The following is a 26,433-nucleotide window of genomic DNA, read 5'->3' on the forward strand; positions in this document are numbered from 1 at the left end:
GCCGGTGTTCGGACAGCAACTCCTGGAAGGTCTGGGCGCGGGCGCCGGGTACGCGGCCCTCGCGCTGGCCCTGGTGCTCACCTACCGCTTCACCGGGATCGTCAACTTCGCGCAGGGCGAGCTGGCCATGCTCGCCACCTACGTGGCCTGGCAGCTCGTCGTGTCCGGCATGCCGTACTGGGTGGCGCTGCCGGTGACGGTGGCGCTCGCCTTCGCCGCGGGCGTGCTGACCGAGCGGCTGGTCATCCGCAGGCTGGAGAGCGGCGCGGGCGAGGTGACGCTGGTGGTGACCACGATCGGCCTGTACGTGCTGGTGAACGCGCTGGCCACGCTGGTGTGGACGGCGGCGCTGCGGGCCTTCCCGAGCCCGTTCCCCGACAGCCCGCCGGGGCTCGCCGCGCTGGCGGCCGCGGGCGTGGCCGGAGCGGTGCTGGGGGCGCTCGCGCTGGTGGTCCGGCGGACCGGGCTCGGCCTGGTGATGCGGGCCGTCGCGGCGGACGCCCGCTCGGCGCGGCTGTCGGGCGTACGCGTGGGGCGGGTGCTGGCGCTGGGCTGGGGCGCGGCGGCGGCGGTCGGCGCGCTGTCGGGGGTGCTGCTCGCCCCGACGCTCTTCCTGGAGCCCTCGATGATGACCGGAGTGCTGGTCTACGCCTTCGCCGCCGCCACGCTGGGCGGGTTCGACAGCGCGCTCGGCGCCGTGGCGGGCGGGCTGGCCGTCGGGGTCACCGAGACGCTGGCGGGCACGTACCTCGGATTCGTGGGGGCGGATCTGAAGATCGCGGTGCCGCTGGTGATCGTGGTCGCGGTGCTGCTGCTGCGCCCGCAGGGCCTGTTCGGCTCGGCTCCGGTGGAGCGGGCATGACCGGCGTCCGCGGGGCCGCGCTCACCGGGCACCGGCGGCCGGCGGTGGGGCTCGCGGCCGGCGACCGGCGGCGGACGTGGCCGTGGCGGCGGGCCGCGCTCGCCATGACGGTGGTGGCGGCGGCGGGGCTGCCGTTCGTGCTGCCGCCGTACCGGCTGTTCCAGGTGACGCTGGTGCTGGTGTACGCCGTGGCGCTGCTCGGGCTGGACCTCGTGGTGGGACACAGCGGGCAGATCTCGCTGGGGCACGGGGCCTTCTTCGGCGTCGGGGCGTACGTGGCGGCGGTCATGATCGGGCGGCTGGGGCTGCCGTACCCGGTGACGCTGCCGGCCGCCGCGCTGGTCACGTACGGGCTGGGCTGGGCGGCCGGGCTGCCCGCGCTGCGGCTGCGCGGCCTGTACCTGGCGGTGGTGACCTTCTCCGTCGCGGTGGTGCTGCCGCCGCTGCTCAAGCGGTTCCCGGAGGTCACCGGCGGCGCGATGGGGATGCCGGTGGCCACGCCGCGCGGGGCCGGGCTCGACGACGACCAGTGGATCTACTTCCTGGTGCTGGCCACGGCGGCGGTGGCCGTGGCCGGGATCCGCAACCTGACGCGCTCGCGCGGCGGGCGGGCGCTCACCGCGATCCGGCAGCATCCGGCGGCGGCCGAGGTGCTCGGCATGCAGGCCGCGTCCCACCTGACGCGGGCGTTCGCCTGGAGCGCGATGTACGCGGGCGTGGCGGGCGCCCTCCACACGTGGACGACCGGGTTCGTCGCGCCGGACACCTTCACGCTGAGCCTGTCCATCACCCTGCTGGCGGGGGCGGTGATCGGCGGCCTGGCGACGCCGGCCGGGCCGCTGCTCGGCGCGCTGGTCGTGACGGCGGTGCCGGCCGCGGCCCGCGAGCTGAACCCGGCCGCCCCCGGCCTGGTGTCCGGGCTGCTCATCGTCGCGGTGGTCTACGCGGCCCCGACCGGCCTTGCGGGGCTGCTGCGCCGGGCCGCCGCCGCCGTGGCCGCCCGGCTCCCGGCGGGGAGGCGGGCATGAGGCGCGTCCTGCTGGTCCTGACGCTCCTGCTGCTGACCGGGTGCCGGGCGGACGGCGGCGGCGCCGTGCTCACCGGCGAGTGCGCGGGCCAGGACGGCACCGGCATCGACGCGGATCACGTCAAGGTGGGCGGGATCTACCCGCTGTCCGGGCCCGCCTCCGCCTACGCCGCGGTCGCGCAGGGCGCGAGCGCGTACTTCGCGCACCTCAACCGGCACGGCGGCGTGGACGGGCGGCGCGTCGAGTTCCTGGTCCGCGACGACGCCTACGAGCCGGCCCGCGCGGTCGAGGAGGCCCGCAGGCTGGTGCTGCACGAGCGGGTGTTCGCGCTGTTCCAGACGCTCGGCACGCCCTCGACGGCGGCGGTGCGCGAGTTCGCGCACCGGTGGAAGGTGCCGCAGGTGTTCGTCGCGACCGGGGCCGCCGCGTGGGGCGCCGAGGCCGAGCGCCGCCCCTGGACGATCGGCTTCCAGCCGAGCTACGTCGCCGAGGCCCGCGTCTACGCCCGCTACCTCGCCGAGGAGCTGCCGCACGCCCGCGTCGCGGTGCTCTACCAGAACGACGACTTCGGCCACGAGCTGCTGGACGGCTTCCGCCGCGCGATCGCCGGCACCTCGGTGCGGATCGTGGCCGAGCGCGGCTACGAGGTGACCGACCCCGGCGTGCAGGGCCAGCTCGCCAACCTCGCCGCGTCGAAGGCGGACGTGCTGCTCGACGTGAGCACGCCGAAGTTCGCCGCGCAGGCGCTGGCCGCCGACGCCGCCATGACCGGCTGGAACCCGCTGCACATACTGAACGGCGTGGCCGCCTCCCCCGCCGTGCTCCAGCCGGTCGGCTACGACAAGGTGCAGGGTGTGATCACCGCCGGGTTCCAGAAGGATCCGGCCGCGCCGGAGTGGGCCGACGACCCGGCCGTGCGGACGTATCTGACGGCGCTGGAGCGCTACGCCCCCGAGGCCGACCCCGGCAGCCAGCAGGTGGTCTTCGGCTGGTCGGCGGCGGAGGCGTTCGTCAAGACGCTGCGGCGCATGCGCTGCCCCTCGCGGGAGGCGCTGCGCGCGGCGGCGCACCGGCTGGACGACGTCCGGCTCGGCATGCTGCTGCCGGGGATCACGCTGTCCACCGGGCCGGGTGACGCCTTCCCGATCGAGGCCGAGCAGCTTTCGCGCTTCGAGGGCGAGCGGTGGGTGCCGTTCGGGCGGGTGATCGACACCCGCGCCGGGCCGGCCGGACAGTGATCAGGCGGACAGTGATCAAGCGGGGCGGCGGTGGACGAGCATGTCGTCGCCCGGCAGCGTCGCGGTGCCCGGGGAGCGCAGCAACGACGTCCCTCCCACCCAGCGCCGCAGCGTCGCGATGGCCTCCCTCTGCTCGGCGTCGGGCAGGGAGGCGATGTTGGCGCCGTGGTTGGCGCCCGGCACGACGTACAGGTACGAGTCCCGCCCGGACGGGGTGAACCGTTCGGCGCTCCAGGGGTCGTTCTGGCCGTAGACGAACATCATCCGCTCCGACTGGGTGCGCACCCACAGGTCCACGTCGAGCATGGGCAGGGGCTGGTGCCGGGCGCGCAGCTCGACGGGCAGCACCGAGTTGGGCTGGTAGAGGTCGCGGTACCTGGTGAGGCCGCGCAGGTGGGCGAAGGCGAGGTCGGGCCAGCCGAGCTGGGTGGCGGCCTGGTGGTAGTAGGGCCAGTAGTACTCCAGGCCCTGGTCGGTGTAGAAGCCGAAGAACGCGACGTTGTCGATCCAGGCGTAGAGCTGCTCGTCGGTGGCGGTGGCGGGCGGCACGGAGGCGCAGTCCGCGGCCGTCGAGTACTGCCAGAAGGCCCACACCGTGTCCAGGACGGTCATCTCGTACGAGCGGTCGGCGCTGCCGAGGGTCCTGGTGAAGGTGTAGCCGTTGCGGGCGGCGTCCGCCTCCAGCAGGGGGACCATCCGGTCGCGGCGCAGCAGCGCCTGGCGCTGCACGGTCTCGAGCGCCTGCTGGCAGGGGGCGGTGCCGACCTCGGCGAAGAAGCGGTCGTAGTCGCGGTCGAGCTGGTTGACCGGGTCGTCGGGGGCGACGTAGGCCACGACGCCGTCCACGTCGCCGGGGTAGAAACGGCGGTGGTAGACGGAGGTCATGCCGCCCTTGCTGGCGCCGGTCTGGATCCAGCGGCCCTGGTAGATCATCTTGAGCGCCTGGACGATGCGGTGCTCGTCCGTGGCCTCCTGCCAGATGTTCAGGTCGCGCCAGTCGGCGGGGGCTGGGCGCGAGGAGCGGAAGAAGCGGTGCTCGACGGAGACCTGGTTGGCGTCGAGGATCCTGGTGGGCTCGGTCCGCGAGGGGGCGGGCTGGACGGCCAGGCCGTAGCCGCCGGTGTAGAGGACCACGGGCACGTCGGTGGCGCGGTGGAGCAGGGTGAGGCGCTGCTGGAACGTCCCCTTGCGCGGGTCGCGGTGGTCGACCGGCTGGGTGTAGCTGAGGACGAAGAACCGGTAGCCGGCCGGCTGCGTCTCCGACACCACGGTCAGGCCGGGAACGGCCTTGAGCTGGTCCAGCAGGTCCTGCTCCTCGGCCGCGGCGGCCGGCGCGGCGGCGGGCGCGGTGACGGCGGTCAGGACGAGCAGGACGGTCAGGAGCAGGGTTCGCACGGTGGCGCCTCCAGCCGGACGTGAGCACGGGTCCGACCGCAGTGTCCCCGCGATCTTCCCGGAGGGCAAGGGTTGACTTCTCCCGTTCTGTCCCCTGGGGCTCGCCCGGCGGTGGCCGGACCGCGTTCGCGGCACTCGCCGGATATATCACTGAATTTCAGTGTTTTTCATTTTTCCGGCAAATGCAGTTACACGAATGTCCGTCCAATGAATCCAACTAGTTATCAATACTCCGCGCATTGACCGCCACCGAAACATAGATTTCTTCTTATCTCTCAAGAAGGGGGCGGGACAATGGGATCTGATTACGGGCCGGTGCAGGTGCTGGTTCGCGACGGGGTCATGCAGGTCGGCAGCGACACCTACGCGCTGCGGACCATCACGCACATCGGGCAGCGGAAATTGGTGGCCGACAAGGGCGCGGCCTGGCGGAAATTCGTCGTCCGCGCGCTGCTCACCCTGATCTTCGGCGGCGTGCTCGTGGGGGCGCTGGGCGACGTCTGGACGCTCGCGGTCCTCCTCGTGCTCGCGGTGCTGATCTGGCGGCTGGTCGCGGTGCTCCGGCTGCCGCCGGTGTACGGCCTGGTCATCGGCACCGCCGGAGTCGAGCGCGAAGCCGTCTGGGGCACCGACAGAAGCGAGATCGACCAGCTCTCGGCCGATCTCACCGCCGCCGTGGGCAAGCTCGACCTGCCGCCCATGACCTTCAACATCACCCACGCCGTGGGCCGCAACGAGGTCATCAACCAGTACGGCGCCGGCAGCATCGGGAAAGCGACCCACCACGGCGCCGGAAACATCGAGACCCGATGAACGGCGGCGACGAGATCCACCAATACGGGCCGGGGAGCATCGGAAAGGCGACGCACCACGGGTCCGGCGACATCGTGGCCGGCGGCGGGCAGCCTCATCCGGCCCCGCCGCCCGCTTTTCCGCCCCAGCCGGGAAACGCGGCAGGAAAACCACGAAGAAAAGCGGTGACGGCCGCCGGCGGCGCGGTGCTGTCGGCGGTCGTGAGCGCGCTGATCAATCTGCTCACCGCGTCGTGGAGCTGGTGGGTGTTCGCGGCCGCCGCCGTCCTGCTGGCCGCGTGGGCGGCGGTCGCGTACGCGGGGGAGAAGGACCAGCGGGGCTGACGCCCCTCCCCCGCGCGGCGCTACGTCATGAGCACGACCTTGTTGCAGTCGTCCTGCTTGTTCTTGAACAGCTCGAAGCCGCGCGGCGCCTCGCTCAGCGGCATCCGGTGCGAGATGACGAAGCTCGGGTCGATCTCGCCGGCGCGGATCCGGTCCAGCAGCGGCCGCATGTAGCGCTGCACGTGGCACTGCCCGGCCCGGAGGGTGAGCGAACGGTTCATGACGGTGCCCATCGGGAACTTGTCGATGAACCCGCCGTAGACGCCGATCACCGACACCACGCCGCCGTTGCGGCAGGCCATGATGGCCTCGCGCAGCGCGTACGGGCGCTCGGTCTCCAGCCGGGCGGCCTGCTTGCCGCGGTCGTAGGCGTACATGGCCGGGGTCGGGTGGTGCGCCTCCATGCCGACGGCGTCGATGCAGGCGTCGGGACCGCGCCCGCCGGTCATGTCGCGCAGCGCGTCCAGCACGTTCACCTCCTCGTAGTCGAGGACCTCGGCGCCGGTCCGCTGGGCCCGCTTGAGCCGGTAAGGGAACCGGTCGATGACGATGACCCGGTCGGCGCCGAGCAGGAACGCGCTGGCCGCGGCGAGCTGCCCGACGGGCCCCGCGCCCCAGATCGCGATCGTCTGGCCCGGCTTGATGTCGCACATCTCGGCGCCCATGAAGCCGGTGGGGAAGATGTCGGACAGGAACAGCACCTTGTCGTCCGGCAGGTCGTCCTCGATCTTGATGGGGCCGACGTCGGCGAACGGGACGCGCACGTACTCGGCCTGGCCGCCGGGGTAGCCGCCCAGCATGTGCGAGTAGCCGAAGATGCCGGCGGGCGAGTGGCCCATCAGCTTCTCGGCCATGCCCGCGTTGGGATTGGAGTTCTCGCACAGGGAGTACAGCTCGGCCTCGCAGGCGAAGCAGGCGCCGCAGGCGATCGGGAACGGCACCACGACGCGGTCGCCTGGCCGCAGGTTGCGCACGCCGGGGCCGACCTCGACGACCTCGCCCATGAACTCGTGGCCGAGGATGTCGCCCTTCTTCACGGTCGGGATGTAGCCGTCCACGAGGTGCAGGTCGGAGCCGCAGATCGCGGTCGAGGTGACGCGGACGATCGCGTCGCGCGCGTTGAGCATCGCGGGGTCGGGGACGTTCTGGACCTCGACGCTGTTGCGGCCGGTCCACACGATGGCCTTCATGCGCGCGCTCCGATCGGCTGGGCGGGGTGCTGGTGGAGCTGGCGCAGGGCGCGGTGGCCCTCGGGGCTGCCCTCCGAGCGGACGACCTCGCCGGTCTCCATGACCTGCTTGAAGCGGCGCAGGTCGTCGCGTACCTGCTGCTCGGGGTGCTCGCCGAGCATGCGGGCGACGGCGGCGGCGAGCTTGCGTCCGCGCATGCCGTACTCCAGGGAGACGTCGACGACGGTGCCGCGTCCGGCGGGGCCGTCGGTGAAGCTGACCAGGCCCGCGTTGCGGACGCCCCTGCCGGGCACGGAGCGCCAGGCGATGAGGTCGCCGGCGCGCTCGTCGATGATCTCGGCCTCCCATTCGAGGTCGACCACGGGGCCCTTGGCCCGCCAGCGGGAGCGGCCGCCGCCGAGGGTGCGCACGGACTCCAGGTGGGTCATGAAGGTCGGCAGGTTCTCCAGGTCGCGCCAGAAGCGGTAGACCTCGGCGCGCGGCTTGTTGATGGTGATGGAGGCGCGCACCTGGAGCGGGCTGCGGGCCTTGCGAGTGCGGAGCCCGGCGCAGGTCGCGTCGAGTGCGGCGATGCCGGCGACCGCGCCGAAGGCGAACAGGGCGCGGCGGCGCCGGAAGCCGGTGCGGGCGGCGGCGGCCTTGCCGAGCAGGCCGAGGTCCATCGCGTCGCCGGCCATCCTGGTCCACGTCCACTGGGCGGGCGTCTTGCCGCCGAGCAGCAGCGCGCCGTGCAGCAGCTCGCGTCCCCCCACGAGCCTGGTGATCGTCTTGGCCCCCGGCGCGTCGTCGACGCCGCACAGGCGGGTCACGGCCCGGGGCGCCGCGAGCTGCGCCGTGCCGAGCGCGAGGCTGGTCCAGCCGAGCGCACGGGCGAATCGGTCGGTCATCATGCGGTCCTTCACAGGTGTCGGATGTACGTGCGAGCGCCGGGAGACGCCACGCCTCCCGGTGCCCTTCGCGGCCCGTACCCCTGACAAAAGGGATGACACACCCGGTTTCCGGCACGAAATACACTCTGCGTCCGGCGGGCCCTCAGCCTTTATTGTGATCACCATGGATCCGACGCATCCCGGCCCCGTTTACCGCACGGTGACCGACCCGAGCGGAATGCTGGCCTTGCAAACTTTCGGACGTCCGGATGGGGAAGACATGGTTTTCCGCATTTCCGGCTCCGTCTACGCCAACATTCCCGGCGACGCTCTTAAACCGGATATTCCGCATGGCCGGAAGCTGTTCGGGATCGAGGGCTACAACATTCGCCGCCTCTACCGGGTGCCCGGCACCGACCGGCTCCACCAGCTCTCCCGCGAGCTCGTCTGCTACACCGACCCCGGCGACCCGGCGCGCGTCCTGCGCGAATGGGCGAACCCTCTCGACGGCCGCACCTACCCGGTCGTGCCGATCAACAACGACGCGGTCAACTTCGGCCCGTTCCCCATCACCCCCGCCTTCGCCGGGCCGCCGATGCGCCGGCTGCACGACGAGACCGTCTGGACCAGCGACATCGCCGTCCACGCCGACTACGGCGCCACTCTGGGCGAGACGTTCGGCCTGGTCGGCGGCGTCTACACGGCGCAGGAGATGTTCGAGTTCCAGGTGGACGACCGCGAGGTGGCGGCGCGGACGGTCCCCGGCGAGATCCCGGACGGCGCGATGCGGGTCAAGGTGAGCTGGACGCGCACGGCCCCGTGGGCGCCGTTCATGGGCCTGGCCGAGAGCCAGGTGCGCGGGCAGCTCACCTACCGCGCCCTCGCCTGGTCGCTCGACTCCTACGCCGACGTCGAGCCGTGGCTGCGCGCCGAGGTGGAGGCCCACCACCCGCTCTACACCGCCGCGCCCGACGAGCCGGGGCCGAGCCAGAACTCCTGGACCTCCTTCCACGCCAAGCAGCTCGACAAGGGCACCCTGAGCTGGGCCGGCTGGTGCGCCGCCCACAGCCGGTCGTGAGCACGCCGGTCCTCGACCCGCTGACCGGCCGGGCCGAGCGGCACCTGCGCCCCGTCCCGCCGGACCGGCTCGCCGGGATCGCGGCCGGGCTGCGGGCGCGGGCCGCCGGCTGGGCGGCGGCGGGGCCGGCCGGGCGCGGCCCGGTGCTCGCCCGCTTCGCCGCGGCGCTGGCCCGCGACGAGGACCTGCTGGCCGCGCTGGTGGCCGACACCGGGCGGGTCGCGGAGTCGGTGCTGGAGCGGCGGGTCGTCGCGGAGGCGATCGAGCGGTGGGCGCGGCGGGCGCCCGCGCTGCTCGCCCCGCCCGCCGGGTTCGCCGCCGAGCTGCCCGGGGTGCACGTGGCGGGGGACGCGGTGCCGTACGAGCTGGTCGGGGCGATCACTCCGTGGAACTTCCCGCTGCTGCTCGGCCTCCTCGACGCCGCCCCCGCGCTGGCCGCCGGCTGCGCGGTGCTGGTCAAGCCGAGCGAGGTGACGCCGCGCTTCATCGAGCCGCTGACCCGGCTCGTGCCCGGCGAGCTGCCGCTGGCGGTCGTCGAGGGCGGGCCGGCCACCGGGGCGGCGCTGGTGGGGCTGGTGGACGCCGTGGTGTTCACCGGCAGCGTCCCCACCGGACGGCTGGTGGCCGAGGCGGCGGCCCGCGCGTTCGTCCCCGCGCACCTGGAGCTCGGCGGCAAGGACCCGGCAATCGTCCTGGCCGGGGCGGACCTCGACCGGGCCGCCTCGGCGATCCTGTGGGGCGGCACCGCCAACGCCGGCCAGTCCTGCCAGTCGATCGAGCGCGTCTACGTCGCCCGCGAGGTCCACGACGCCTTCCTGGCGCTGCTCGTGGCCAAGGCGGAGCGGACCCGGCTGACCTGCGAGGGCGGCCCCATTGGACCGATCGTCGCGCCCGACCAGCCCGGCGTGATCGCCGCCCACCTGGCCGACGCCCTGGCGCGGGGCGCCGTCGCGCACACCGGCGGGACGATCGAGCGGCACGGCGGCGGCCACTGGTGCCGCCCCACCGTGCTGTCCGGCGTGGACCACTCGATGCTGGTGATGACCGAGGAGACGTTCGGGCCGGTGCTGCCGGTCATGGCCGTGGACGGGCCGGACGAGGCGGTCGCGCTGGCGGCGGACTCGGCGTACGGGCTGTCGGCCGCGGTGTTCGCCGCCACCGAGGAGGAGGCCATGGCGGTGGCCGTCCGGCTGCCGGTCGGCGCGGTCAGCGTCAACGACGCCGCGCTCACCGCGCTCGTGCACGAGGGCGAGAAGCACTCCTTCCGCCTGTCCGGGCTCGGCGGCTCGCGCATGGGCCCGGCCTCCATCGCCCGGTTCCTGCGCCGCCGGGCGTTCCTCGTCAACCGATCCCCCGCCGCCGACCCCTGGTGGCATCCGACCGAGGAGTAGCCGATGGGACTGCGCGAGGAGATGCCGCTGCTGGCCCGGCACGAGGGCGAGTGGGAGGGGGAATACCTCCATCTCGGCCGCGACGGCGCCCTGCTCGACCGGCACCGCGTCCACATGACGTGCCGCATCGTCGGCGACGCCGCCTACCACCAGACCAACCGCTACACCTGGGACGACGGCCGCACCGAGGTGCACGAGTTCCCCGCCGTCCACCTGGGCGGCGGCCGGTGCCGCATCGACATCGACCGGCTGGAGGGGGAGTTCCGCGAGGTGGACGACAGCACGATCTATCTCACCTGGCGCTACAAGGGCCGGCCGCTGCGGCTGTTCGAGCTGATCGTGCTGAGCGAGGACGGCCGCTCCCGCAGCCGGGTGTGGCAGTGGCTGGAGGACGGCGTATGCGTGCGCAGGACGTTGATAAACGAGTGGAGGACCGGCGCGTGACCGCCTACCTGGCCCTGGCGCTGCAGCTCGGCACGCGGGCCGTCAACGCCGCCGCCGACCCGCGCGCCGAGATCGCCGCCGCCGTCGCCCGCGTCGCCGACCGGGTGGCCGGCTCCAAGGCGTGGCTCGGGCCGGAGCTGCGGCTCGTGGTGCTGCCCGAGTACGCGCTGACCGGCTTCCCGATGCGCGAGAGCCTGCCGGAGTGGCGTGAGCGGGCGGCGCTCGACCCCGGCGGGCCCGAATACCGCCTGCTGGCCGGGATCGCCGTACGCGAGGAGGTGTTCCTGTGCGTCAACGCCTACGAGCGCGACGAGCACTTCCCCGGGCTGTACTTCCAGGCGACGGTGATCCTCTCCCCCGCCGGGGAGGTGGTGCTGCGTTACCGGCGGCTGCACTCGCTGTTCACGCCGACGCCGTACGACGTGTGGGAGCGCTACACGGAGATGTACGGCATCGACGCGGTGCTGCCGGTGGCCCGTACCGAGATCGGCAACCTGGCGGCGCTGGCCTCGGAGGAGGTCCAGGTGCCGGAGCTGGCCCGCGCGCTCGCCCTGCGCGGGGCCGAGGTGTTCTGCAACCCCACCTCGGAGGCGTCCTCCCCGGACCTGACGCCGAAGGCGATCGCCCGTCGCGCCCGCGCCGTGGAGAACCTGGCGTACGTGGTGGCGGCCAACTCCGGCGGCCTGACCGGCAGCGCCGTCCCCGGCGACTCCGTCAACGGCGGCTCGGAGCTGATCGACCCCCAGGGCCGGGCCCTCGCGCGGGCGGGGTCGGGCGAGACGCTGGTCGCCGCGGCCGAGCTGGACCTCGCGGCGCTGCGCCGCGCCCGCCGCCGCCCCGGCCTGGCGAACCTGCCGAGCCGGGTCAAGGCGGCGCTGTGGGCCGACGAGTACGCCCGCCACGACGTCGAACGCCCCTGCGGGCTGGAGTCGGGCCCCCGCGAGCGCGCCTGGTTCCGCACCCGCCAGTCCGAGACCATCGCCCGCCTCCTCGGCCCTGAGGAGCCCCCGGCCTAGCTCTCCTTCGCCAGGGAGCCGCCGTCGGTCGACAGATGCACCACGTTGTCCTCGATCCTGGCGACCTGCTCGGGGGCGACGTACAGGTCGCGCGCGAACAGCCCGCGGCCGTCCACCTTCACGAAGCCGGTCCGCAGCAGCCGGGCCGCCAGCGCGGGCGGCAGGTCGGGCTCGGCGTGGCCGAACACGTCCGACAGCACGGGCACGAAGCCGGGGCTCCGCCCGGGCTGCTGTCCGTCGGTGGTGGCCGCCTGCGGGTCGCCCATCTTGACCAGCTCGACCGTCCCGACCTCCTTGCCGTCGCGGTCGACGACCTTCATGCCGGTGTGCACCTGGCTGATGCCGGGCCGCTGAGGGATCTGCACGGCAACGCTCCTTCGCTCTCGGTCCGGCCGTCACGACTACCCAGCGCGGGGGCGGAAAGTCCTGGCGGACGGGGTGGACGCGGCACGGGGTCGCGGCTCAGGATGGCGGGGTGAGCCCGCCTCTTGATCGGAGGACTCCCGCATGCCCGATCTGGACGGTCTGTCGTTCGAGCCGCTGACCCCCGTCTCCTTCCTCGACCGGGCCGCCGACGCGCACGGCGACCGGATCGCCGTGATCGACGGGGACCGCCGCGTCACCTACCGCGAGCTGCGCGAGCGCTGCCGCCGGATGGCGGGCGCGCTGGCGTCCCTGGCGCGGGGCCGCCCGGTGGCGGTGCTCGCGCCGAACACCTCCGTGCTGCTGGAGGCGAACTTCGGGGTGCCGTGGGCGGGCGTGCCGCTGGTGGCGATCAACACCCGGCTGGCGCCGGGCGAGGTCGGCTACATCCTGGAGCACTCGGGGGCGGGCGTGCTGGTGCACGACCCGGTCTTCGACGGCCTGGTGGACGCGGCGTTCGCCGGGCTGGCCGGGCCGCCGCACCGGATCCGGGCCGGCGCGGAGTACGAGGACCTGCTCGCGCGGGCGGCCCCGCTGGCGCTCACCCCGGCCGACGAGCGGGCGCTGCTGTCGATCAACTACACCTCCGGCACCACCGGCCGCCCGAAGGGCGTCATGTACCACCATCGCGGCGCCTATCTGCAGGCCCTCGCCATGGTGGGGCACGCCGGGCTGTCGCCGGCCACCGTGCACCTGTGGACGCTGCCGATGTTCCACTGCAACGGCTGGTGCTTCCCCTGGGCGGTGACGGCGGCGGCCGGGACGCACGTGTGCCTGCCGAAGCCGGACCCGGCCGAGGTGTGGCGGCTGCTGCGGGCCGAGGGCGTCACCCACCTGGAGGGCGCGCCGACCGTGCTGTCCATGATCGCCTACGCGCCGGACGCGGCCCCGCTGGAGCGCACGGTGCGGGTCTCGACGGGCGGCGCGCCGCCGTCCCCGGCGATCCTGCGCCGCATGTCGGGCCTCGGCTTCGACGTCATCCACCTGTACGGGCTCACCGAGACGTTCGGCCCGGCGATGATCTGCGACTGGCGGCCGGAGTGGGACGGGCTGAGCGGCGAGCGCCAGGCGCGGCTGAAGGCCCGCCAGGGCGTCGGCAACATGATCGCCTGCACCGCCCGCGTCGTGGCCGGGGACGGCGGCGACGTGCCCGCCGACGGCACGACGGTCGGGGAGATCGCGCTGCGCGGCAACAACGTCATGCTCGGCTACTACCGCGATCCCGAGGCGACCGCGGCGGCCGCGCCTGACGGCTGGTTCCGCACCGGCGACCTCGGCGTCCGCCATCCCGACGGGTACGTGGAGCTGCGCGACCGCAGCAAGGACGTGATCATCTCGGGCGGCGAGAACATCGCCTCGGTCGAGGTCGAGCAGGCCATCGCCGACCATCCGGCGGTGCTGGAGGTGGCGGTCGTCGCGGTGCCGGACGAGCACTGGGGCGAGGTGCCCGCCGCGTACGTGACGCTGCGCGAGGGCGCGACGGCCACCGCGGAGGAGATCGTGGAGCACGTGCGGTCGCGGCTGGCACGGTTCAAGGTGCCGAAGCGCGTGGAGTTCGGCGAGCTGCCGAAGACCTCCACCGGCAAGATCCAGAAGTACGTCCTGCGGGACCGGGCCTGGGCGGGCCGGGAGCGCCGCATCAACTGACGAGGATGTCACCCCGCCGGCCGCTTTCAGACAATCTGCAGAAAAGGTAAGTACCCTCCCCCACCATGAAGTGGCAGCGTAAGATCACCACCGCGCTGGAAAGGCACACGGGCCTGCGCATCGAGCGGGTGTCCAAGACCTCCGGCCCGGCCAAACCGGTGGTGCCCGCCAAGAAGGCATCCGACGTCTCGTTCCGCCCGCCCGCGGACCCCGAGGCGGACCGCCTGCTGAGGGCGCCGGTGTTCGTCATCTCGCCCGTGCGGTCCGGCTCGACGCTGCTGCGCTCCATGCTGAACTCCCACCCCGACCTGCACGCCCCGCACGAGCTGCACGTCCGGCGGCTGGGCGTCGACTTCGGCACGAACCTGGCGGAGAAGGCGATGGCCGCGCTCGGCCACAACAAGGCCGACCTGGAGCACCTGCTGTGGGACCGGGTGCTCCACCGGGAGCTGGTCCGCAGCGGCAAGCGGTACATCGTGGACAAGACGCCCGCCAACGCCTTCGCCTTCGAGCGCCTGGCCGCCTGCTGGCCGGACGCGCGCTTCGTGTTCCTGCTGCGCCACCCCGCCTCGATCGCGACCTCCTGGCACGAGGCCAGCCCGGACCGGCGCACGCCCGAGGAGGCGGCGAAGGACGCGCTGCGCTACATGAAGGCGGTGGAGCGTGCCAGGAAGGCGCTGCCCGGCCTGACCGTGCGCTACGAGGAGCTGACCGCCGACCCGGAGCGGACGCTGCGCGAGATCTGCGGCTTCCTGACCATCGAGTGGGCGCCCGCCATGCTCAACTACGGCACCCCCGAGGTGGTGACCAAGGGGCTCGGCGACTGGAAGGACAAGATCCGCTCCGGGCAGGTGCAGCCGGGCCGCGAGCTGCCGGGCCCGGAGGAGGTGCCCGACGTCCTCAAGGGGATGGCGCGCACGTGGGGGTACCTCCCGTGAGGATCCGCTACATGCTGCTGCACGCGTACGGGATGGGCGGCACCATCCGCACGGTCGTCAACCAGGCCAACGCCATGGCCGAGGCGGGCCACGACGTGGAGATCGTCAGCGTCGTGCGCCGGCGCGGCAAGCCGCAGTTCGCCATCGACCCGCGGGTGCGCCTGTCCGCGCTGGTCGACCAGCGCGAGGGGGTGTCGGCCGACTCCCTGGTGCGCAAGGTGTGGCGGCGGGCGCGCGGCAAGATCGTGCCGTACGGCGAGTTCGCCGCCGAGTGGTTCACCGAGCGCGTCGAGGCCGCCGTGATGGACTACGTGTCGTCGCTGAACGACGGCATCCTCGTCACCACCCGCCCGGCGCTCAACCTGATCTCCGCCCGCCGCGCCTCGCGCAAGGTCATCCGGGTCGCGCAGGAGCACATGAACCTGGGCGCCTACCACGAGGCCGTACGCGAGCAGATCGCCCGCCACTACGGGCGCTTCGACGCGGTCGCCGTGCTGACCGAGACCAGCCGCGCCGAGTATCACGCCATCCTGGACGACACGCCCATCGTGCGCATCCCCAACGCGGTCCACATGGACCACCGTGAGCACTCCGACCAGAGCAACCCGGTGGTGATCGCGGCCGGGCGGCTGGTGCCGCAGAAGGGCTACGACATGCTCATCCCGGCCTTCGCCTCGGTGGCGGAGGAGCATCCGGAGTGGCGGCTGCGCATCTTCGGCACCGGTCCTTCGCAGCAGAAGCTGCGGCAGCGCATCGAGGAGACCGGCATGGAGGGGCGGATCTCGCTGATGGGCCGCAGCGACCGCATCCACGAGGAGCTGGCGCGGGCGTCGATCTACGCGCTCAGCTCGCGCATCGAGGGCCTGCCGATGGCGATGATCGAGGCGATGGGCCACGCCCTGCCGGTGGTCGCCTTCGACTGCCCGACCGGGCCCGCCGACGTGCTGGTCTCCGGCCAGAACGGCGTCCTCGTGCCGCCGCGCGACGTGGCGAGGCTGGGCGAGGAGCTGGGCCGGCTCATGGCCGACCGCGAGCTGCGGGCGCGTCTCGGCGCCGCGGCGGCGCGGACGGCGCACGCCTACACGCCGGAGGTCGTGATGCCGCTGTGGGAGGAGCTGTTCACGCTGCTGAGCACCCGCCGGCCGGTCCCCGCCGACTTCGGCAAGGCGCGCTGACCTCCGCCCGTCCGCTGCCGTACGCGTCAAATCCCGGTCCGGTACGCCGGGGCCGGGGCATGCGAGGAGCGGGCCGGGAAAGGACCTCCTGAGAACCGACAGGGTGCTCAGGAGGTCGCCGTGGCCGCGTCGCAAGGCATGTTCCGCCGCAAACCGGTCGAGCAGATCGCGGAGGAGCACGAGGGTGATCTGTCCCGGTCGCTGGGGCTGTGGCAGCTCACGGCGATCGGCGTCGGCGGCATCATCGGCGCGGGCATCTTCGCCCTCGCGGGCGCGGTGGCCAGCCAGACGGCCGGGCCGGCGGTGCTGGTGTCGTTCCTGCTGGCGGGGGTGGCGAGCGCGGCGGCGGCGTTCTCCTACGCCGAGTTCGCGGGCATGATCCCGAAGGCCGGCTCCGCCTACACCTACGGCTACGCGGTGCTCGGCGAGATCGTCGGCTGGTTCATCGGCTGGGACCTGCTGCTGGAGTACACCGCGATCGTGGCGGTGGTCGCCATCGGCATCTCCGGCTACTTCGGCTTCCTGGTGGAGGAGCTGGGCCTCGGGCTGCCCGCCTGGATGCTGGGCGCGCCCGGCACCGGGGACGGCCACGTGGTGGACCTGTTCGCCGTGCTGCTGTGCCTGCTCATCGCCTTCCTGCTGAACCGCGGCATCAAGACGGCCGCCAGGTTCGAGACGTCCGTGGTGGCGATCAAGGTCGCCGTGGTGCTGGTGGTGATCGTGGTCGGGTTCTTCTTCATCGACCCGGCCAACTACTCGCCGTTCTTCCCGTTCGGCGTGGGCGGGGCGATCACCGGCGCGGCGACGGTGTTCTTCGCGGTGTTCGGCTACGACGCGATGAGCACCGCGGCCGAGGAGGCGCGCGACGCCCGGCGGCACATGCCGAAGGCCATCATCTACTCGCTGGTCATCTCGATGATCCTGTACGTCCTGGCCACGCTGGTGCTCACCGGCATGCAGAACTACCGGGAGATCGACCCGGTGAGCGGATTCTCCTCGGCGTTCGCCTCCGTCGGGCTGCGGGGGCTGGCGGGGCTGATCGCGGTGGGCGCCATCGTCGGCATCCTGACCGTGATGTTCACGTTCATGCTGGGCGTCACCCGCGTGTGGTACTCGATGAGCAGGGACGGGCTGCTGCCCGCCTGGTTCGCCCGGCTGCACCCGGTGCGGCGGGTGCCCTCGCGGGTCACTTGGATCGTGGGCGTGGCCTCGGGGCTGATCGCCGGGTTCCTGCCGATCAGGGAGGCGGCCGAGCTGACCAACATCGGGATCCTGCTGGCGTTCGTGGTGGTGTGCACGGCGGTGATCGTGCTCCGCTACCGGCGGCCGGACCTGCACCGGGAGTTCCGGACGCCGTGGATGCCGGTGGTGCCGGCGGTCGGCGTGGTGTTCTCCCTCTGGCTGATCACGTTCCTGGAGCCGCTGACCTGGCTGCGCTTCGCGGTGTGGTTCCTGATCGGGCTCGTGGTCTACCTCGCCTACAGCCGGCGGCACTCGGTGCTCAACCAGGGCTGAGCCCGGTTTTGCCATCCCCATACCAACACAAAGGCGGACGAAAAGGGTCAGGGCATAGCCTGGGTCCCGGGGGCTTCCATCATGACCATCGCTGCACCGAAGACTGGGCCGAAGAGCGGGCCGAAGCCGGGACCGGACGGGTGGCAGACCATGTCGCCGGCCGGCTCGCTGCCGGCCGAGCTCAACAGCTTCGTGGGCCGCCGGCGGGAGATCGCCGAGGTCAAGCGGCTGCTGGGCGAGGGCAGGCTGGTGACGCTGGCCGGCGTGGGCGGCGTCGGCAAGTCACGGCTGGCGCTGCGGGTGGCCTTCGACCTGCGGCGGGCGTACCACGACGGGGTGTGGCTGGTGGAGCTGGCCGCGCTGGAGAGCGCCGAGCTGCTGGTCGCCACCGTCATGGCGGCGCTGGGCCTCCAGGACAGCGCGTCGCGGCCCTCCCTCGAGGTGCTGGCCGCCCACCTGCGCGACCGGCGGACGCTGGTGGTGCTGGACAACTGCGAGCACCTGCTGGACGCGTGCGCGGCCCTGGCCGACCGGCTCGTACGCGCCGCGCCCGGCCTGCGGATCCTCGCCACCAGCAGGCAGGCGCTCGGCGTCACGGGCGAGCAGGTGCTGCAGGTGCCGACGCTGGCCGTCCCCGAGGCCGCCGGGACCGCCGGCCGGGCTGACGGCCAGACCGACGCGGTGCGGCTGTTCGCCGAGCGGGCGCGGGCCGTGCTGCCCGGCTTCGAGATCACCGACGCCAACCGCGAGGCCGTCGCCCGCGTCTGCCGCCGGCTCGACGGCATCCCGCTCGCCATCGAGCTCGCGGCCGTACGGCTGCGGGCGCTGTCGGTCGAGCAGCTCCTGGAACGGCTGGACGACCGCTTCCGGCTGCTCACCACCGGGGCGAGGACCGCCATGCCGCGCCAGCAGACCCTCCGCTCGCTCATCGACTGGAGCCACGCCCTCTGCACCGAGCAGGAGCGGCTGCTGTGGAGCCGGCTGTCGGTGTTCTCCGGCGGGCTCGACCTGGAGGCGGCCGAGCAGGTGTGCTCCGGCGGCGGCATCCCGCCCGAGGACGTGATGGACCTGGTCGGCGGGCTGGTGGACAAGTCGGTGCTGGCCCGCGAGGAGCACCGGCGACGCGTCAGGTACCGGCTGCTGGAGACCATCAGGCAGTACGGGCGCGAGCGGCTGCGCGAGTCGGGCGAGGAGGCGGAGCTGCGTGCCCGGCACCGCGCCTACTTCCGCGACCTGGCCCTGCGCGCCCGGCGTGACTGGTACGGGCCGGACCAGGTCGCCTGGTTCGCCCGCCTGCGCGCCGACCACGGCAACCTGCGCACCGCCCTGGACTCCGCCCTGCCCTCCTCCGGTTCCTCCCCGTACGCGCCGGGGCCGGACGGCGTCCGCGACGGGCTGGTGCTCGCCACGGCGCTCTGCTTCCACTGGATCGCGGCCGGGGCGCTGCGCGAGGGCCGGGCGTGGCTGGCGCGGCTGCTGGCCGCCGCGCCCGAGCCGTCCCCGGAGCGGGCCGAGGCGCTGTGCGTCCAGGCCCGCCTCGCGGTGCTGCAGAGCGACTTCGAGGAGGCCGACGCGCTCCTGCGGGAGTGCAGGGAGCTGGGCGAGGCCCTGCCCGACCCGCCGCCGGCCGCGCCCGTCGCGTACGTCGCCGGCCTGGCCGCGCTGATGCGGCACGACCTCAGGGAAGCGGTGACGCTGCTCGGCGAGGCCGCCGACGGCCACCGGGCGGCCGGCGAGGAGAGCGGCGTGGTCAACGCGCTGATGTACCTGGCGACGGCGCACGGCCTGCTCGGCGACGACGACCAGGCGATCGCCCGGTTCAAGGAGTGCCTGGCGAGGTGCGAGGCTCGCCACGAGCACTGGTTCCGTTCCTACACGCTGTGGATGTTCGGCATCGAGACCTGGCGGCAGGGCGACCCGGCCCGCGCGATCGAGATGGAGCAGGAGGCCATCCGGCTCAAGCAGCCGTTCGACGACCGGCTCGGCGTCGCGCTCTGCGTCGAGGCGCTGGCCTGGATGACCGCGGACGCCTCGGCGGAGCGGGCCGCGACGCTGCTCGGCGCCTCGCAGGAGAGCTGGCGGGCGTTCGGCGGGCCGCTGTTCGGCTACCTGGAGGGCTACCACGACGCCGCCGAGGCGGCGGCGCGCGAGCGTCTGGGCGCCCGCGGGTTCGCCGCCGCCTTCCGCAAGGGCGTGGAGCTGCCTCCCGGCGACGTGCCCGGGTACGCGACGGGCCACGAGAAGCGGCGGCCACGCGCCCCGCGGACCGGCGAGGACTCGCCGCTGACCCGCCGCGAGCGGGAGATCGGGGCGCTGGTCGCCCGCGGCATGAGCAACAAGGAGATCGCCGCCACCCTGGTGATCGCGCAGCGCACCGCCGAGGCGCACGTCGAGCACATCCTGTGCAAGCTCGGCTTCACCTCCCGGGCCCAGATCGCGGCCTGGGTCGCCGGGCAGGGTCCCGCCGCTCAGGATCACGCGGGAGGCTGAGGCGTGCGCAGCCGTACCGGCCCGAACAGGCCGGTGGCGCGCTGGCCGGCGAAGACGAAGTGCGTCGGGCTCACCTCGTCCATGTACGGTCCCAGCGTGCCGAGCACCAGGATCTCCACCACGTTCGGGCCCTCGGCGAGCTCGACGGGGAACCGGTACGGCGAGCAGACCCGCACCCCGCAGGGCTTCCCGTCGACCACGACCTCGGCCGTGCCCCGTACCCGGCCGAGGTCGAGCAGGCCGGGCCCGGCGGCCGGGACGGTGACGGTGGTCCGGTAGCGCACGCCGCCGCTGTAGCCGGGCAGGCCCCGCTCCTCCCAGTCGCCGAGCCGCATGCGGCCGGGACCGCAGGTGAAGCGGACCGGCCCGGTGAAGGCCGCCCCGGCCCGCGCGCCGGGCCCGGTGACCACCCGCACCTCGACAGGCCCGTCCCCGAGTTCGCCGAGGAGCTCGGCGGCGCCCGTCGTGGGCAGTTCGACGGCGGTCGCGCCCGGCGGCGGGTCGAGCAGGAAACGTTCCTCCCCCGGCCGGTCGCCGGGGACCGCGAACCCGGCGGGCGGCGCGGACGGCCGCCCGTCGAGCCAGCCCGCCTCCGGCAGCGGGTGCGGCCGGGGCCGCAGCCAGAGCGCGGCGGGGTCGCCGTGCTGGCGGCGGCGTACGCGGGGCCGCGGCGACCAGTCCGGCCCCGAGACGGCCAGGCCGTCGGCCAGGATCCAGCCGTCCGACTCCACGGCGATCGTGTTGCGGCCGGGCCGCAGCAGCGGGGCGAGGTCGTAGCGGCGCACGCGCGGGATGTCGGCCTCCGCGTACGGGTCGAACCCGCCCTGCCGGCCCGCCTCCACCCCGTTGACCAGCACCCGGCAGAACGTGGTGGACGCCACCTGCAGCACCCGGTCCCCGCCGCCGTCGCATTCCACGCCGGCCTCCACGACGGTCTCCAGGCGGGGGCCGGCGATCCACTCGGGCCGGGCGGCGTCGGCCGGGTCGGCGGCCAGGCAGGCGTAGGCCCGCAGGTCCAGCTCCTCGTCCGGGACGAGCAGCAGCTCCAGCAGGTGCTCGCCAGGCGGCACGGGGTCACGGGTGACGGCGGCGTACCCGGCGTCGTCGAGGGGGCGCGGCTCGCCGTCGAGCCGGAGCGTCTTGGCCGCGCCCGCGCCGAGCGCCAGCCACCGCGGCGGGCCCGGCGGCACGGTGAGCACGCTGCGGAAACGGGCCTCCACCCCGGCGGCGACCCGGCCGAAGGCCAGGAACTCCACCGGCACGTGCCCCTTGGGGCCGAGGGTGTCGCGGTGCACGGGGTCCTTGCGCAGGCCGCGCGAGGCCGACCAGACCGAGGGCGTCCACGGGCCGTCGCCGACCCGCTGCTCGCCGCGCGGGCCGAAGGTGACGTGGACGGGCTCGCCGCCGGGCGTGCGCAGGGTCCGGTGCTCGACGCCGGCGCCGCCACCGAAGTCCGCCCAGGTGTCGTCGAGGGTGGGGACCAGCTCGACGTCCCATTCGTCCCCGAGGTCCGTCTCCACCGGGTACGCCGGCTCCGGCGGCACTGGATCGCCGCTTGAGCCGTCGAAGACCAGCAGCGCGGCGGGCCCGTCGTCGAACGGCACGACCACCTCGACGGCGTCGCCGCGCCGGACGTGGGGCAGCGGGACCGGGTCGCCGCCCGCGAAGGGGCGCAGCAGCCGGGGCGTGCCCGCCACGTCCCGTACGGTGACGCGCAGTTCGCGGGCGTACCTGGCGGGGTCGAAGTCGATGTCGGCGTCCAGCCAGCCCAGGTCCACGCCCCGCTCCTCGGGCCGGCCGACGCCGATCCTGCTGGCCATGGGATGCGTCGCGGTCAGGAACACCAGCGTGGCGTCGCCGGTCTCGCGGACCAGCGCGGGCACGGGGGACTCGACCCGGCGCGGCATCGCGGCCAGCGCCTCCCCCACGTCCTCGGGGGTGGCGGCGAGCCTGGCCCGGCCGCACAGCGCGGGCGGCACGGCGCCGACGGCCACCAGCAGCCCGCCCGCGTCGGCGAACGCGGTCAGCCGCGCGGCCACGTCGTCGTCGAGCACGGTGACGGCGGGCAGCACGATCGCCCGGTACGCCTCGGTGGACACCGCGAGCCGCCCGTCCGCGGTCTCCGCGCGCCGTACCGAGTCCTCGTCGATCACGTCGGCGTCGAGGCCCAGCCGGTCGAGCACCCCGGGCTTGGTGGCGAACCACGCCATGTCGCCCACCAGCGCCCGGTAGACCTCGTCGGCCCGCGCCGCGTCCGGCCCCGCCGGGCCGCCGCCCGCCAGGGGCGTACCGGACTGGACGGTGGCGGTGGGCAGCAGGACGGCGACGTCGCAGGCGTGGCGGCCCAGCGACAGGGCGGCGCACAGGCGGGTCACCGCGTCGGCGAACACCCGGTGGTGCCGCCAGTACGGCTGCCGCCAGTCGGTGGACGGCGGCGCCCACTCCCACCAGCCGCGCCGGGTCGTGTAGTAGACCGCGTGCGGGTTGTAGAGCGTCGCCCCGGCCCGCAGCCAGGGCAGCAGCCAGTCGAAGGTCTCCTCCAGCGTGCCGCCCCAGCCGCTGCTGTGGAACGCCTCGATCCAGACGCGGGGGCGGCCGTACAGGTGGGCCAGCGAGGCGTGCAGGCGGGCGTCGCCGTGGTGGTCGGAGCCGGGCGCGGAGAACCAGCGGTGGGTGCGGGCGTAGTCGGCGTACAGCTCGACGCCCGCCACCGGATGCCCGGCGCGCGCCGGGTCCTGCTGGTCGCAGCCGTTCAGCAGGCCGTGCCGCTCGTGCCAGTCGGCGAGCGGACGGAAGAACGCCTCCTCGGCCAGCTCGGCGCGGGTCCGCTGGTAGGCGGCCCAGTCGGGGTCGGCGAGCGAGAACTCCTTCCCGCGCCGCGCCAGGTGCTCCTCGGCGAAGCGGGCCGACCAGGTGGGCAGCGTGGGCAGCTCGTCCTGGAACGACCCGGCGACGACCCGCCCGAACCAGTGCCCGACGCGCCGCTCGAACTCGCCGTGCACCTGGTCGAGCAGCACCGTGCACGCCTCGGCCGACAGGTAGTTGAAGCCGCGCGTGGTGATCTCGCCGCCGGGGCCGAGCCACTGCCCGGCGAACTCCGGCCGCTCCTGCACCAGGCGGGCCTGGAGGTCGGCGCCGGAGAAGCCGAGCTGGTCGTAGAACCACAGGCGGGCGCCGAGCTCGAAGGCGTCGGCGCACACCCCGTCCAGCAGCTCCCACCACGCCTCGGACAGGAACGGCGGGTCGTCGGCGTCGGCGCCGAACAGCGGCCCTGACGGGGCGAGGTTGAGTATGACGAGGTTGTGCACGCCCCCGGCGACCAGCCGCTCCATCTGCCAGCGCAGCCGGTCGCGGCGCAGGGGCTCGCCGCTCCACCACCAGATGGCGGCCGGCGAGTAGGCGCGCGGCGGGTCCCGGAAGATCCGGGCGGCCTCGCTCATCCCTTCAGCCCGCTGGAGAAGCCCTTGATGACGTAGCGCTGCAGGGCGAGGAAGACCGCCACGATGGGCAGCGCGCCGAGCACGAGGCCGGCGAAGACCAGGCCGTGCTGGGAGACGTACTGGCCGACGTAGGCGAAGACGCTGACCGGGACCGTCTCGAAACCGGAGCCGCCGAGGTAGACCAGCGGGGTGAAGAAGTCGTTCCAGATGAAGACCGCGTTCAGGATGAGCACCGTGCCGGTGATGGGCCGCAGCAGCGGGAAGACGACGCGGGTGAACGCCGTCAGGTGGCCGGCGCCGTCGATCTGGGCGGCGCTGGCGTACTCGCGGGGCAGCGCCCGGATGAAGCCGGTGTAGAGGAACACGGTGAACGGCAGCTGGATGCCGGTGTAGAAGAGGATCATCCCGGCGTGCGTGCCGATGAGCCCCAGGTCGGTGACCAGCCGGTAGAGCGGGATCATGCCGAGCTGGAAGGGCAGCACGATGCCGAGCAGGAACAGGATGTAGAGCCCGTAGCCGAGCCGGGTCTGCACGCGGGCCAGGAAGTAGGCGGCGAACGAGCCGAGCGCGATGAGCGCGACCAGGCTGACCACGGTGATGACGGTGCTGTTGACCAGCGACGGGCCGAGCGCCGCGGCCGACCAGGCGGTGGCGAAGTTGTCCAGCGTGGGCGGGTCAGGCAGGGCCAGCGGCGCCTGCGAGATCTGCGCCGGGTCCTTCAGCGCCAGCGACACCAGCGTGTAGACGGGGAACAGGAACGCCACCGCCACCGCGATCATGACGATCTCCAGCAGGAACGTACGCCGCATCACACGCTCACCTCCCGGCCGCGCAGGTAGGAGACCTGGATGAGCGAGACCGCGGCCACGAACAGCGCCAGCACCAGCGCGACCGCGGTGCTGTAGCCGAACTTGCCGAAGACGAACGCCTGCTTGTAGAGCACGGTGGACAGGGTCTCGGTGGCGTAGCCGGGGCCGCCGTTGGTGGCGGCGAAGACCTGGTCGAACAGCTTGAGCCCGCCGATCGTGGACAGCATCAGGTTGATCGTGACGGCGGGCGCGAGCAGCGGCCAGGTGACATACCTGAAGCGCTGGAACGTGCCCGCCCCGTCGATCATCGCGGCCTCGTGCAGCTCCTTGGGCACGCCCTCCAGCCCGGCCAGGAAGATGACCATGGAGTAGCCGGCGTACTGCCACACGACCATGCCGGCGATCGACCACAGCGCCACCGACGGGTCGCCGAGCCAGTCCACGTGCAGGCCGAGCAGGCCGTTGAGGCCGGCCTCCGGGTCGGGGTTGTAGATGTACTTCCACAGGAAGGCCACCATGACCGGGCTGACGACGACCGGCGCGAAGAAGACCACGCGCAGCAGGGCGCGGCTCTTCAGCCTGGCGTGCACGCCGAGCGCCAGCAGCAGCCCGACGCCGTTCTGCACGGCGACGACGGCCAGGGTCAGCAGCAGCGTGTTGCCGATCGAACCCATGGCCTGCTCGTCGCCGAGCAGGGTGCGGAAGTTGGCCAGGCCGACGAACGACCAGTCCTCGCCGATGCCGCTCCAGTCGGTGAAGGCGTACACGACGCCGCTGATCGCGGGGTAGAGCACGACCAGCGCGTACACCGCGAGGGCGGGGGCGGCGAACAGCCAGGGCGGGGTGGTGGCGCTGCGGCGCGGGCGGGCGGCACTGGCCGGCCGCGCGCGCCGGGCGGTCAACGGGGTCACTTGCGGTATGCCTCGTCCATCTTCTTCAGTGCTTCGTCGATCGTGGAGTCGCCGGCCAGCAGCTTCTGGACCACCGCGAAGTGCACCGGCTGGACCTCGGCGTTGGGCCAGCGCTGGTCCATGAACGGCACCGCGCGGTCCTTGGTGAACGGCAGGAACGACTCCACCGCCGGGTCGATGGTGGAGGAGGCGTCCTGGGTGAGCGGGATGGCGGCGATCTCCTTGGCCCAGGCGTTGATGTTCTCCTGCTTGCCGAGGAAGTCGATGAACGCCTTGGCCGCCTCGGCGTTCTTGCCCTTGGCGCTGGCGCCGAGCCCGACGACGACGCCGGCCGGGATCCACACCGAGTCGGCGTCGTCGGCGCCCGGCAGGGGGAACATCGACAGGTCGTCGGGCGAGGAGGCGGCCTTGCGGAAGTCGGGCAGCACGGCCGAGACCTGCACGGCCATGGCGGCCTTGCCGGTGGCGACCATCGAGGTCTGCTGCTCGAAGGTGGTGCCGTTGGGCTTGTCGTTGAAGAAGCCGCGTTTCTGCAGCTCCAGGTACATCTCGAAGGCCTGCTGCCAGCCGGAGCCGGCGAACGTCGCCTGCCCGGCCTGCTGCTTGTCGTCGAACGTGGGGTCCTTGGCGTAGACGGTGGAGGGCACCAGCGCGTACGTGATGAGCTGGGTGACCCACGGCGTCTGCGCGCCGAGCGCGATCGGCACGACGCCGGCCTTCTTGAGCTTGTCGCAGACGGCCAGGAACTCGGTCCACGTGGTGGGCGGCGCGTCTATGCCGGCCTGCTGGAAGACCTTCTTGTTGTAGACGGCGCCGATGACCGACGAGCCGGCCGAGTACAGGTAGGTCTTGCCGTCGAGCTGGAAGGCGGGCTTGAAGCCCGCGGGGATGGTCTGCGTCCACGCCTGCGCTGACAGGTCGGCCAGCAGGCCGGCCTGGGCGATCTGGGTCATCGACATGGCGCTGCCGCTGCCGGGGTAGACCACGTGCAGGTCGGGGGCGTTGCCCGCGCCGAGCTGGGTGCGCAGCGAGGTCTGCACCTGGTCGGTGGGCGCGTACGAGGGCGTGACGCGGACGCCGGGCGTGGCCTGGGCGTAGGCGGCGGCCAGTTTGTCCATCGGCGCCTTCTGGTCGGAGACGCCGACGAACTTGAGCTCGGTGGTGGTGCCGCCGCCGCCCGTCGTCGCGGTCGTCTCCGGCCGGGTGGAGCAGGCGGTCGCGGCGCTCGCCAGCGCCAGACCGCCCATCAGGCGGAAGAACTGCCCGCGGCTCACCCGGGCGTCGTGCAGAAGGCCGGTCATGCTCGCCTACCTCCATGAATTGATTGTTAATTTAACAGCCAATTCTGTTACAAGTGATGGATGCAGGGAGGTTACGAGTCGCCCCAGCGGGGTGTCAAGAGTAGGATGCGCAGCCGTCTCACCAGTGTGGAGAGGGC

22 protein-coding genes are annotated in these 26,433 nt (G+C 73.3%); 14 read left to right on the top strand and 8 right to left on the bottom strand.

Translation table 11 applies throughout. The features are described 5' to 3' along the window. Nucleotides 1-4 precede the first annotated feature (4 nt). Genes BMW85_RS25805 through BMW85_RS25815 form a run of 3 tightly spaced genes read left to right on the top strand, consistent with a single transcriptional unit; the run spans nt 5 to nt 3,128 of the window. Nucleotides 5-862, top strand: coding sequence for a branched-chain amino acid ABC transporter permease (locus tag BMW85_RS25805; protein ID WP_091086113.1), 858 nt, complete (start codon nt 5-7; stop codon nt 860-862). Beyond that, nucleotides 859-1,890 carry a branched-chain amino acid ABC transporter permease gene (locus BMW85_RS25810; RefSeq protein ID WP_091086115.1) on the top strand — a complete coding sequence of 344 codons (1,032 nt, stop codon included), beginning with the start codon at nt 859-861 and terminating at the stop codon, nt 1,888-1,890. Before BMW85_RS25805 ends, BMW85_RS25810 begins: the two co-directional genes overlap by 4 nt. Further along, the gene (locus BMW85_RS25815) at nt 1,887-3,128 is read left to right on the top strand and encodes an ABC transporter substrate-binding protein (RefSeq protein WP_091086117.1); all 1,242 of its coding nucleotides are present in this window, start codon (nt 1,887-1,889) and stop codon (nt 3,126-3,128) included. The genes BMW85_RS25810 and BMW85_RS25815 overlap by 4 nt, the downstream gene beginning before the upstream one ends. 15 nt (nt 3,129-3,143) lie before the next feature. On the opposite strand, the gene BMW85_RS25820 is transcribed toward BMW85_RS25815, so the two are convergent. Continuing rightward, entirely contained in the window at nt 3,144-4,523 is a 1,380-nt protein-coding gene (locus tag BMW85_RS25820; protein WP_091086120.1) for a S28 family serine protease, read from the bottom strand. Nucleotides 4,524-4,817: 294 nt separating this feature from the next. Between BMW85_RS25820 and BMW85_RS25825 the strand changes: the two genes are divergently transcribed. Both BMW85_RS25825 and BMW85_RS49725 read left to right on the top strand, forming a co-directional pair. Beyond that, entirely contained in the window at nt 4,818-5,336 is a 519-nt protein-coding gene (locus BMW85_RS25825) for a DUF6232 family protein (RefSeq protein WP_245775061.1), read from the top strand. A gap of 164 nt (nt 5,337-5,500) precedes the next feature. Next, nucleotides 5,501-5,659: a hypothetical protein gene (locus BMW85_RS49725; protein WP_177240884.1), complete on the top strand. Its 159-nt coding sequence runs from the start codon at nt 5,501-5,503 to the stop codon at nt 5,657-5,659. Between the two features lie 20 nt (nt 5,660-5,679). On the opposite strand, the gene BMW85_RS25830 is transcribed toward BMW85_RS49725, so the two are convergent. Both BMW85_RS25830 and BMW85_RS25835 read right to left on the bottom strand, forming a co-directional pair. Beyond that, complete coding sequence (locus BMW85_RS25830; protein WP_091086125.1) at nt 5,680-6,849, bottom strand: zinc-dependent alcohol dehydrogenase; 1,170 nt, start codon at nt 6,847-6,849, stop codon at nt 5,680-5,682. Continuing rightward, on the bottom strand, nt 6,846-7,739 hold the full coding sequence (locus BMW85_RS25835; RefSeq protein WP_091086127.1) for an SRPBCC family protein: 894 nt from the start codon (nt 7,737-7,739) through the stop codon (nt 6,846-6,848). Before BMW85_RS25835 ends, BMW85_RS25830 begins: the two co-directional genes overlap by 4 nt. 259 nt (nt 7,740-7,998) lie before the next feature. Between BMW85_RS25835 and BMW85_RS25840 the strand changes: the two genes are divergently transcribed. Genes BMW85_RS25840 through BMW85_RS25855 form a run of 4 tightly spaced genes read left to right on the top strand, consistent with a single transcriptional unit; the run spans nt 7,999 to nt 11,647 of the window. Beyond that, a complete protein-coding gene (locus BMW85_RS25840) occupies nt 7,999-8,796 on the top strand; it encodes a DUF1838 family protein (RefSeq protein WP_245775062.1) in 798 nt (265 codons plus the stop codon). After that, nucleotides 8,793-10,187, top strand: a complete 1,395-nt coding sequence (locus tag BMW85_RS25845) for an aldehyde dehydrogenase family protein (RefSeq protein ID WP_091086373.1) — start codon at nt 8,793-8,795, stop codon at nt 10,185-10,187. Before BMW85_RS25840 ends, BMW85_RS25845 begins: the two co-directional genes overlap by 4 nt. Before the next feature lie 3 nt (nt 10,188-10,190). Then, complete coding sequence (locus BMW85_RS25850; protein WP_091086130.1) at nt 10,191-10,631, top strand: hypothetical protein; 441 nt, start codon at nt 10,191-10,193, stop codon at nt 10,629-10,631. Beyond that, the gene (locus tag BMW85_RS25855; protein ID WP_218155925.1) at nt 10,628-11,647 is read left to right on the top strand and encodes a nitrilase-related carbon-nitrogen hydrolase; all 1,020 of its coding nucleotides are present in this window, start codon (nt 10,628-10,630) and stop codon (nt 11,645-11,647) included. The genes BMW85_RS25850 and BMW85_RS25855 overlap by 4 nt, the downstream gene beginning before the upstream one ends. Here the strand turns inward: BMW85_RS25855 and BMW85_RS25860 are convergent. Then, nucleotides 11,644-12,012 (bottom strand): DUF2171 domain-containing protein, encoded by a 369-nt coding sequence (locus BMW85_RS25860; RefSeq protein WP_091086135.1) that lies wholly within the window; start codon nt 12,010-12,012, stop codon nt 11,644-11,646. The genes BMW85_RS25855 and BMW85_RS25860 overlap by 4 nt on opposite strands. 142 nt (nt 12,013-12,154) lie before the next feature. Here BMW85_RS25860 and BMW85_RS25865 point away from each other — a divergent pair, with 142 nt between their 5' ends. From BMW85_RS25865 to BMW85_RS25885, 5 genes are all read left to right on the top strand, one after another. Continuing rightward, nucleotides 12,155-13,717, top strand: coding sequence for an AMP-binding protein (locus tag BMW85_RS25865; protein WP_177240885.1), 1,563 nt, complete (start codon nt 12,155-12,157; stop codon nt 13,715-13,717). Nucleotides 13,718-13,782: 65 nt separating this feature from the next. Next, the gene (locus BMW85_RS25870; protein WP_091086138.1) at nt 13,783-14,655 is read left to right on the top strand and encodes a sulfotransferase family protein; all 873 of its coding nucleotides are present in this window, start codon (nt 13,783-13,785) and stop codon (nt 14,653-14,655) included. Further along, complete coding sequence (locus BMW85_RS25875; protein ID WP_091086140.1) at nt 14,652-15,830, top strand: glycosyltransferase family 4 protein; 1,179 nt, start codon at nt 14,652-14,654, stop codon at nt 15,828-15,830. Before BMW85_RS25870 ends, BMW85_RS25875 begins: the two co-directional genes overlap by 4 nt. A gap of 120 nt (nt 15,831-15,950) precedes the next feature. Further along, nucleotides 15,951-17,345, top strand: a complete 1,395-nt coding sequence (locus BMW85_RS25880) for an amino acid permease (RefSeq protein WP_245775063.1) — start codon at nt 15,951-15,953, stop codon at nt 17,343-17,345. An 81-nt stretch (nt 17,346-17,426) separates the two neighbouring features. Beyond that, nucleotides 17,427-19,835: an ATP-binding protein gene (locus BMW85_RS25885; RefSeq protein WP_245775064.1), complete on the top strand. Its 2,409-nt coding sequence runs from the start codon at nt 17,427-17,429 to the stop codon at nt 19,833-19,835. Here BMW85_RS25885 and BMW85_RS25890 read toward each other — a convergent pair. From BMW85_RS25890 to BMW85_RS25905, 4 genes are read right to left on the bottom strand one after another with little or no spacing between them, the layout of a single operon-like run. Then, nucleotides 19,820-23,275 (bottom strand): hypothetical protein, encoded by a 3,456-nt coding sequence (locus tag BMW85_RS25890; RefSeq protein WP_091086144.1) that lies wholly within the window; start codon nt 23,273-23,275, stop codon nt 19,820-19,822. The genes BMW85_RS25885 and BMW85_RS25890 overlap by 16 nt on opposite strands. Next, complete coding sequence (locus tag BMW85_RS25895) at nt 23,272-24,084, bottom strand: carbohydrate ABC transporter permease (protein WP_091086146.1); 813 nt, start codon at nt 24,082-24,084, stop codon at nt 23,272-23,274. Before BMW85_RS25895 ends, BMW85_RS25890 begins: the two co-directional genes overlap by 4 nt. Then, entirely contained in the window at nt 24,084-24,995 is a 912-nt protein-coding gene (locus tag BMW85_RS25900; RefSeq protein ID WP_245775065.1) for a carbohydrate ABC transporter permease, read from the bottom strand. The genes BMW85_RS25895 and BMW85_RS25900 overlap by 1 nt, the downstream gene beginning before the upstream one ends. Continuing rightward, nucleotides 24,992-26,296, bottom strand: coding sequence for an extracellular solute-binding protein (locus tag BMW85_RS25905; protein ID WP_091086149.1), 1,305 nt, complete (start codon nt 26,294-26,296; stop codon nt 24,992-24,994). The genes BMW85_RS25900 and BMW85_RS25905 overlap by 4 nt, the downstream gene beginning before the upstream one ends. Between the last annotated feature and the right edge of the window lie 137 nt (nt 26,297-26,433).

Origin of the sequence: Nonomuraea wenchangensis, assembly GCF_900111685.1 — a bacterium.
GTDB classification, from domain to species: Bacteria; Actinomycetota; Actinomycetes; order Streptosporangiales; family Streptosporangiaceae; genus Nonomuraea; species Nonomuraea wenchangensis.

Bases quoted from the DNA above. Each gene is read 5' to 3' on its own strand.
- BMW85_RS25810 (WP_091086115.1), top strand. From the start codon at position 859: ATGACCGGCGTCCGCGGGGCCGCGCTCACCGGGCACCGGCGGCCGGCG.
- BMW85_RS25815 (WP_091086117.1), top strand. From the start codon at position 1,887: ATGAGGCGCGTCCTGCTGGTCCTGACGCTCCTGCTGCTGACCGGGTGC.
- BMW85_RS25825 (WP_245775061.1), top strand. From the start codon at position 4,818: ATGGGATCTGATTACGGGCCGGTGCAGGTGCTGGTTCGCGACGGGGTC.
- BMW85_RS25830 (WP_091086125.1), bottom strand. From the start codon at position 6,849: ATGAAGGCCATCGTGTGGACCGGCCGCAACAGCGTCGAGGTCCAGAAC.
- BMW85_RS25835 (WP_091086127.1), bottom strand. From the start codon at position 7,739: ATGATGACCGACCGATTCGCCCGTGCGCTCGGCTGGACCAGCCTCGCG.
- BMW85_RS25840 (WP_245775062.1), top strand. From the start codon at position 7,999: ATGGTTTTCCGCATTTCCGGCTCCGTCTACGCCAACATTCCCGGCGAC.
- BMW85_RS25850 (WP_091086130.1), top strand. From the start codon at position 10,191: ATGGGACTGCGCGAGGAGATGCCGCTGCTGGCCCGGCACGAGGGCGAG.
- BMW85_RS25865 (WP_177240885.1), top strand. From the start codon at position 12,155: ATGCCCGATCTGGACGGTCTGTCGTTCGAGCCGCTGACCCCCGTCTCC.
- BMW85_RS25870 (WP_091086138.1), top strand. From the start codon at position 13,783: ATGAAGTGGCAGCGTAAGATCACCACCGCGCTGGAAAGGCACACGGGC.
- BMW85_RS25885 (WP_245775064.1), top strand. From the start codon at position 17,427: ATGACCATCGCTGCACCGAAGACTGGGCCGAAGAGCGGGCCGAAGCCG.
- BMW85_RS25890 (WP_091086144.1), bottom strand. From the start codon at position 23,275: ATGAGCGAGGCCGCCCGGATCTTCCGGGACCCGCCGCGCGCCTACTCG.
- BMW85_RS25895 (WP_091086146.1), bottom strand. From the start codon at position 24,084: ATGCGGCGTACGTTCCTGCTGGAGATCGTCATGATCGCGGTGGCGGTG.
- BMW85_RS25905 (WP_091086149.1), bottom strand. From the start codon at position 26,296: ATGACCGGCCTTCTGCACGACGCCCGGGTGAGCCGCGGGCAGTTCTTC.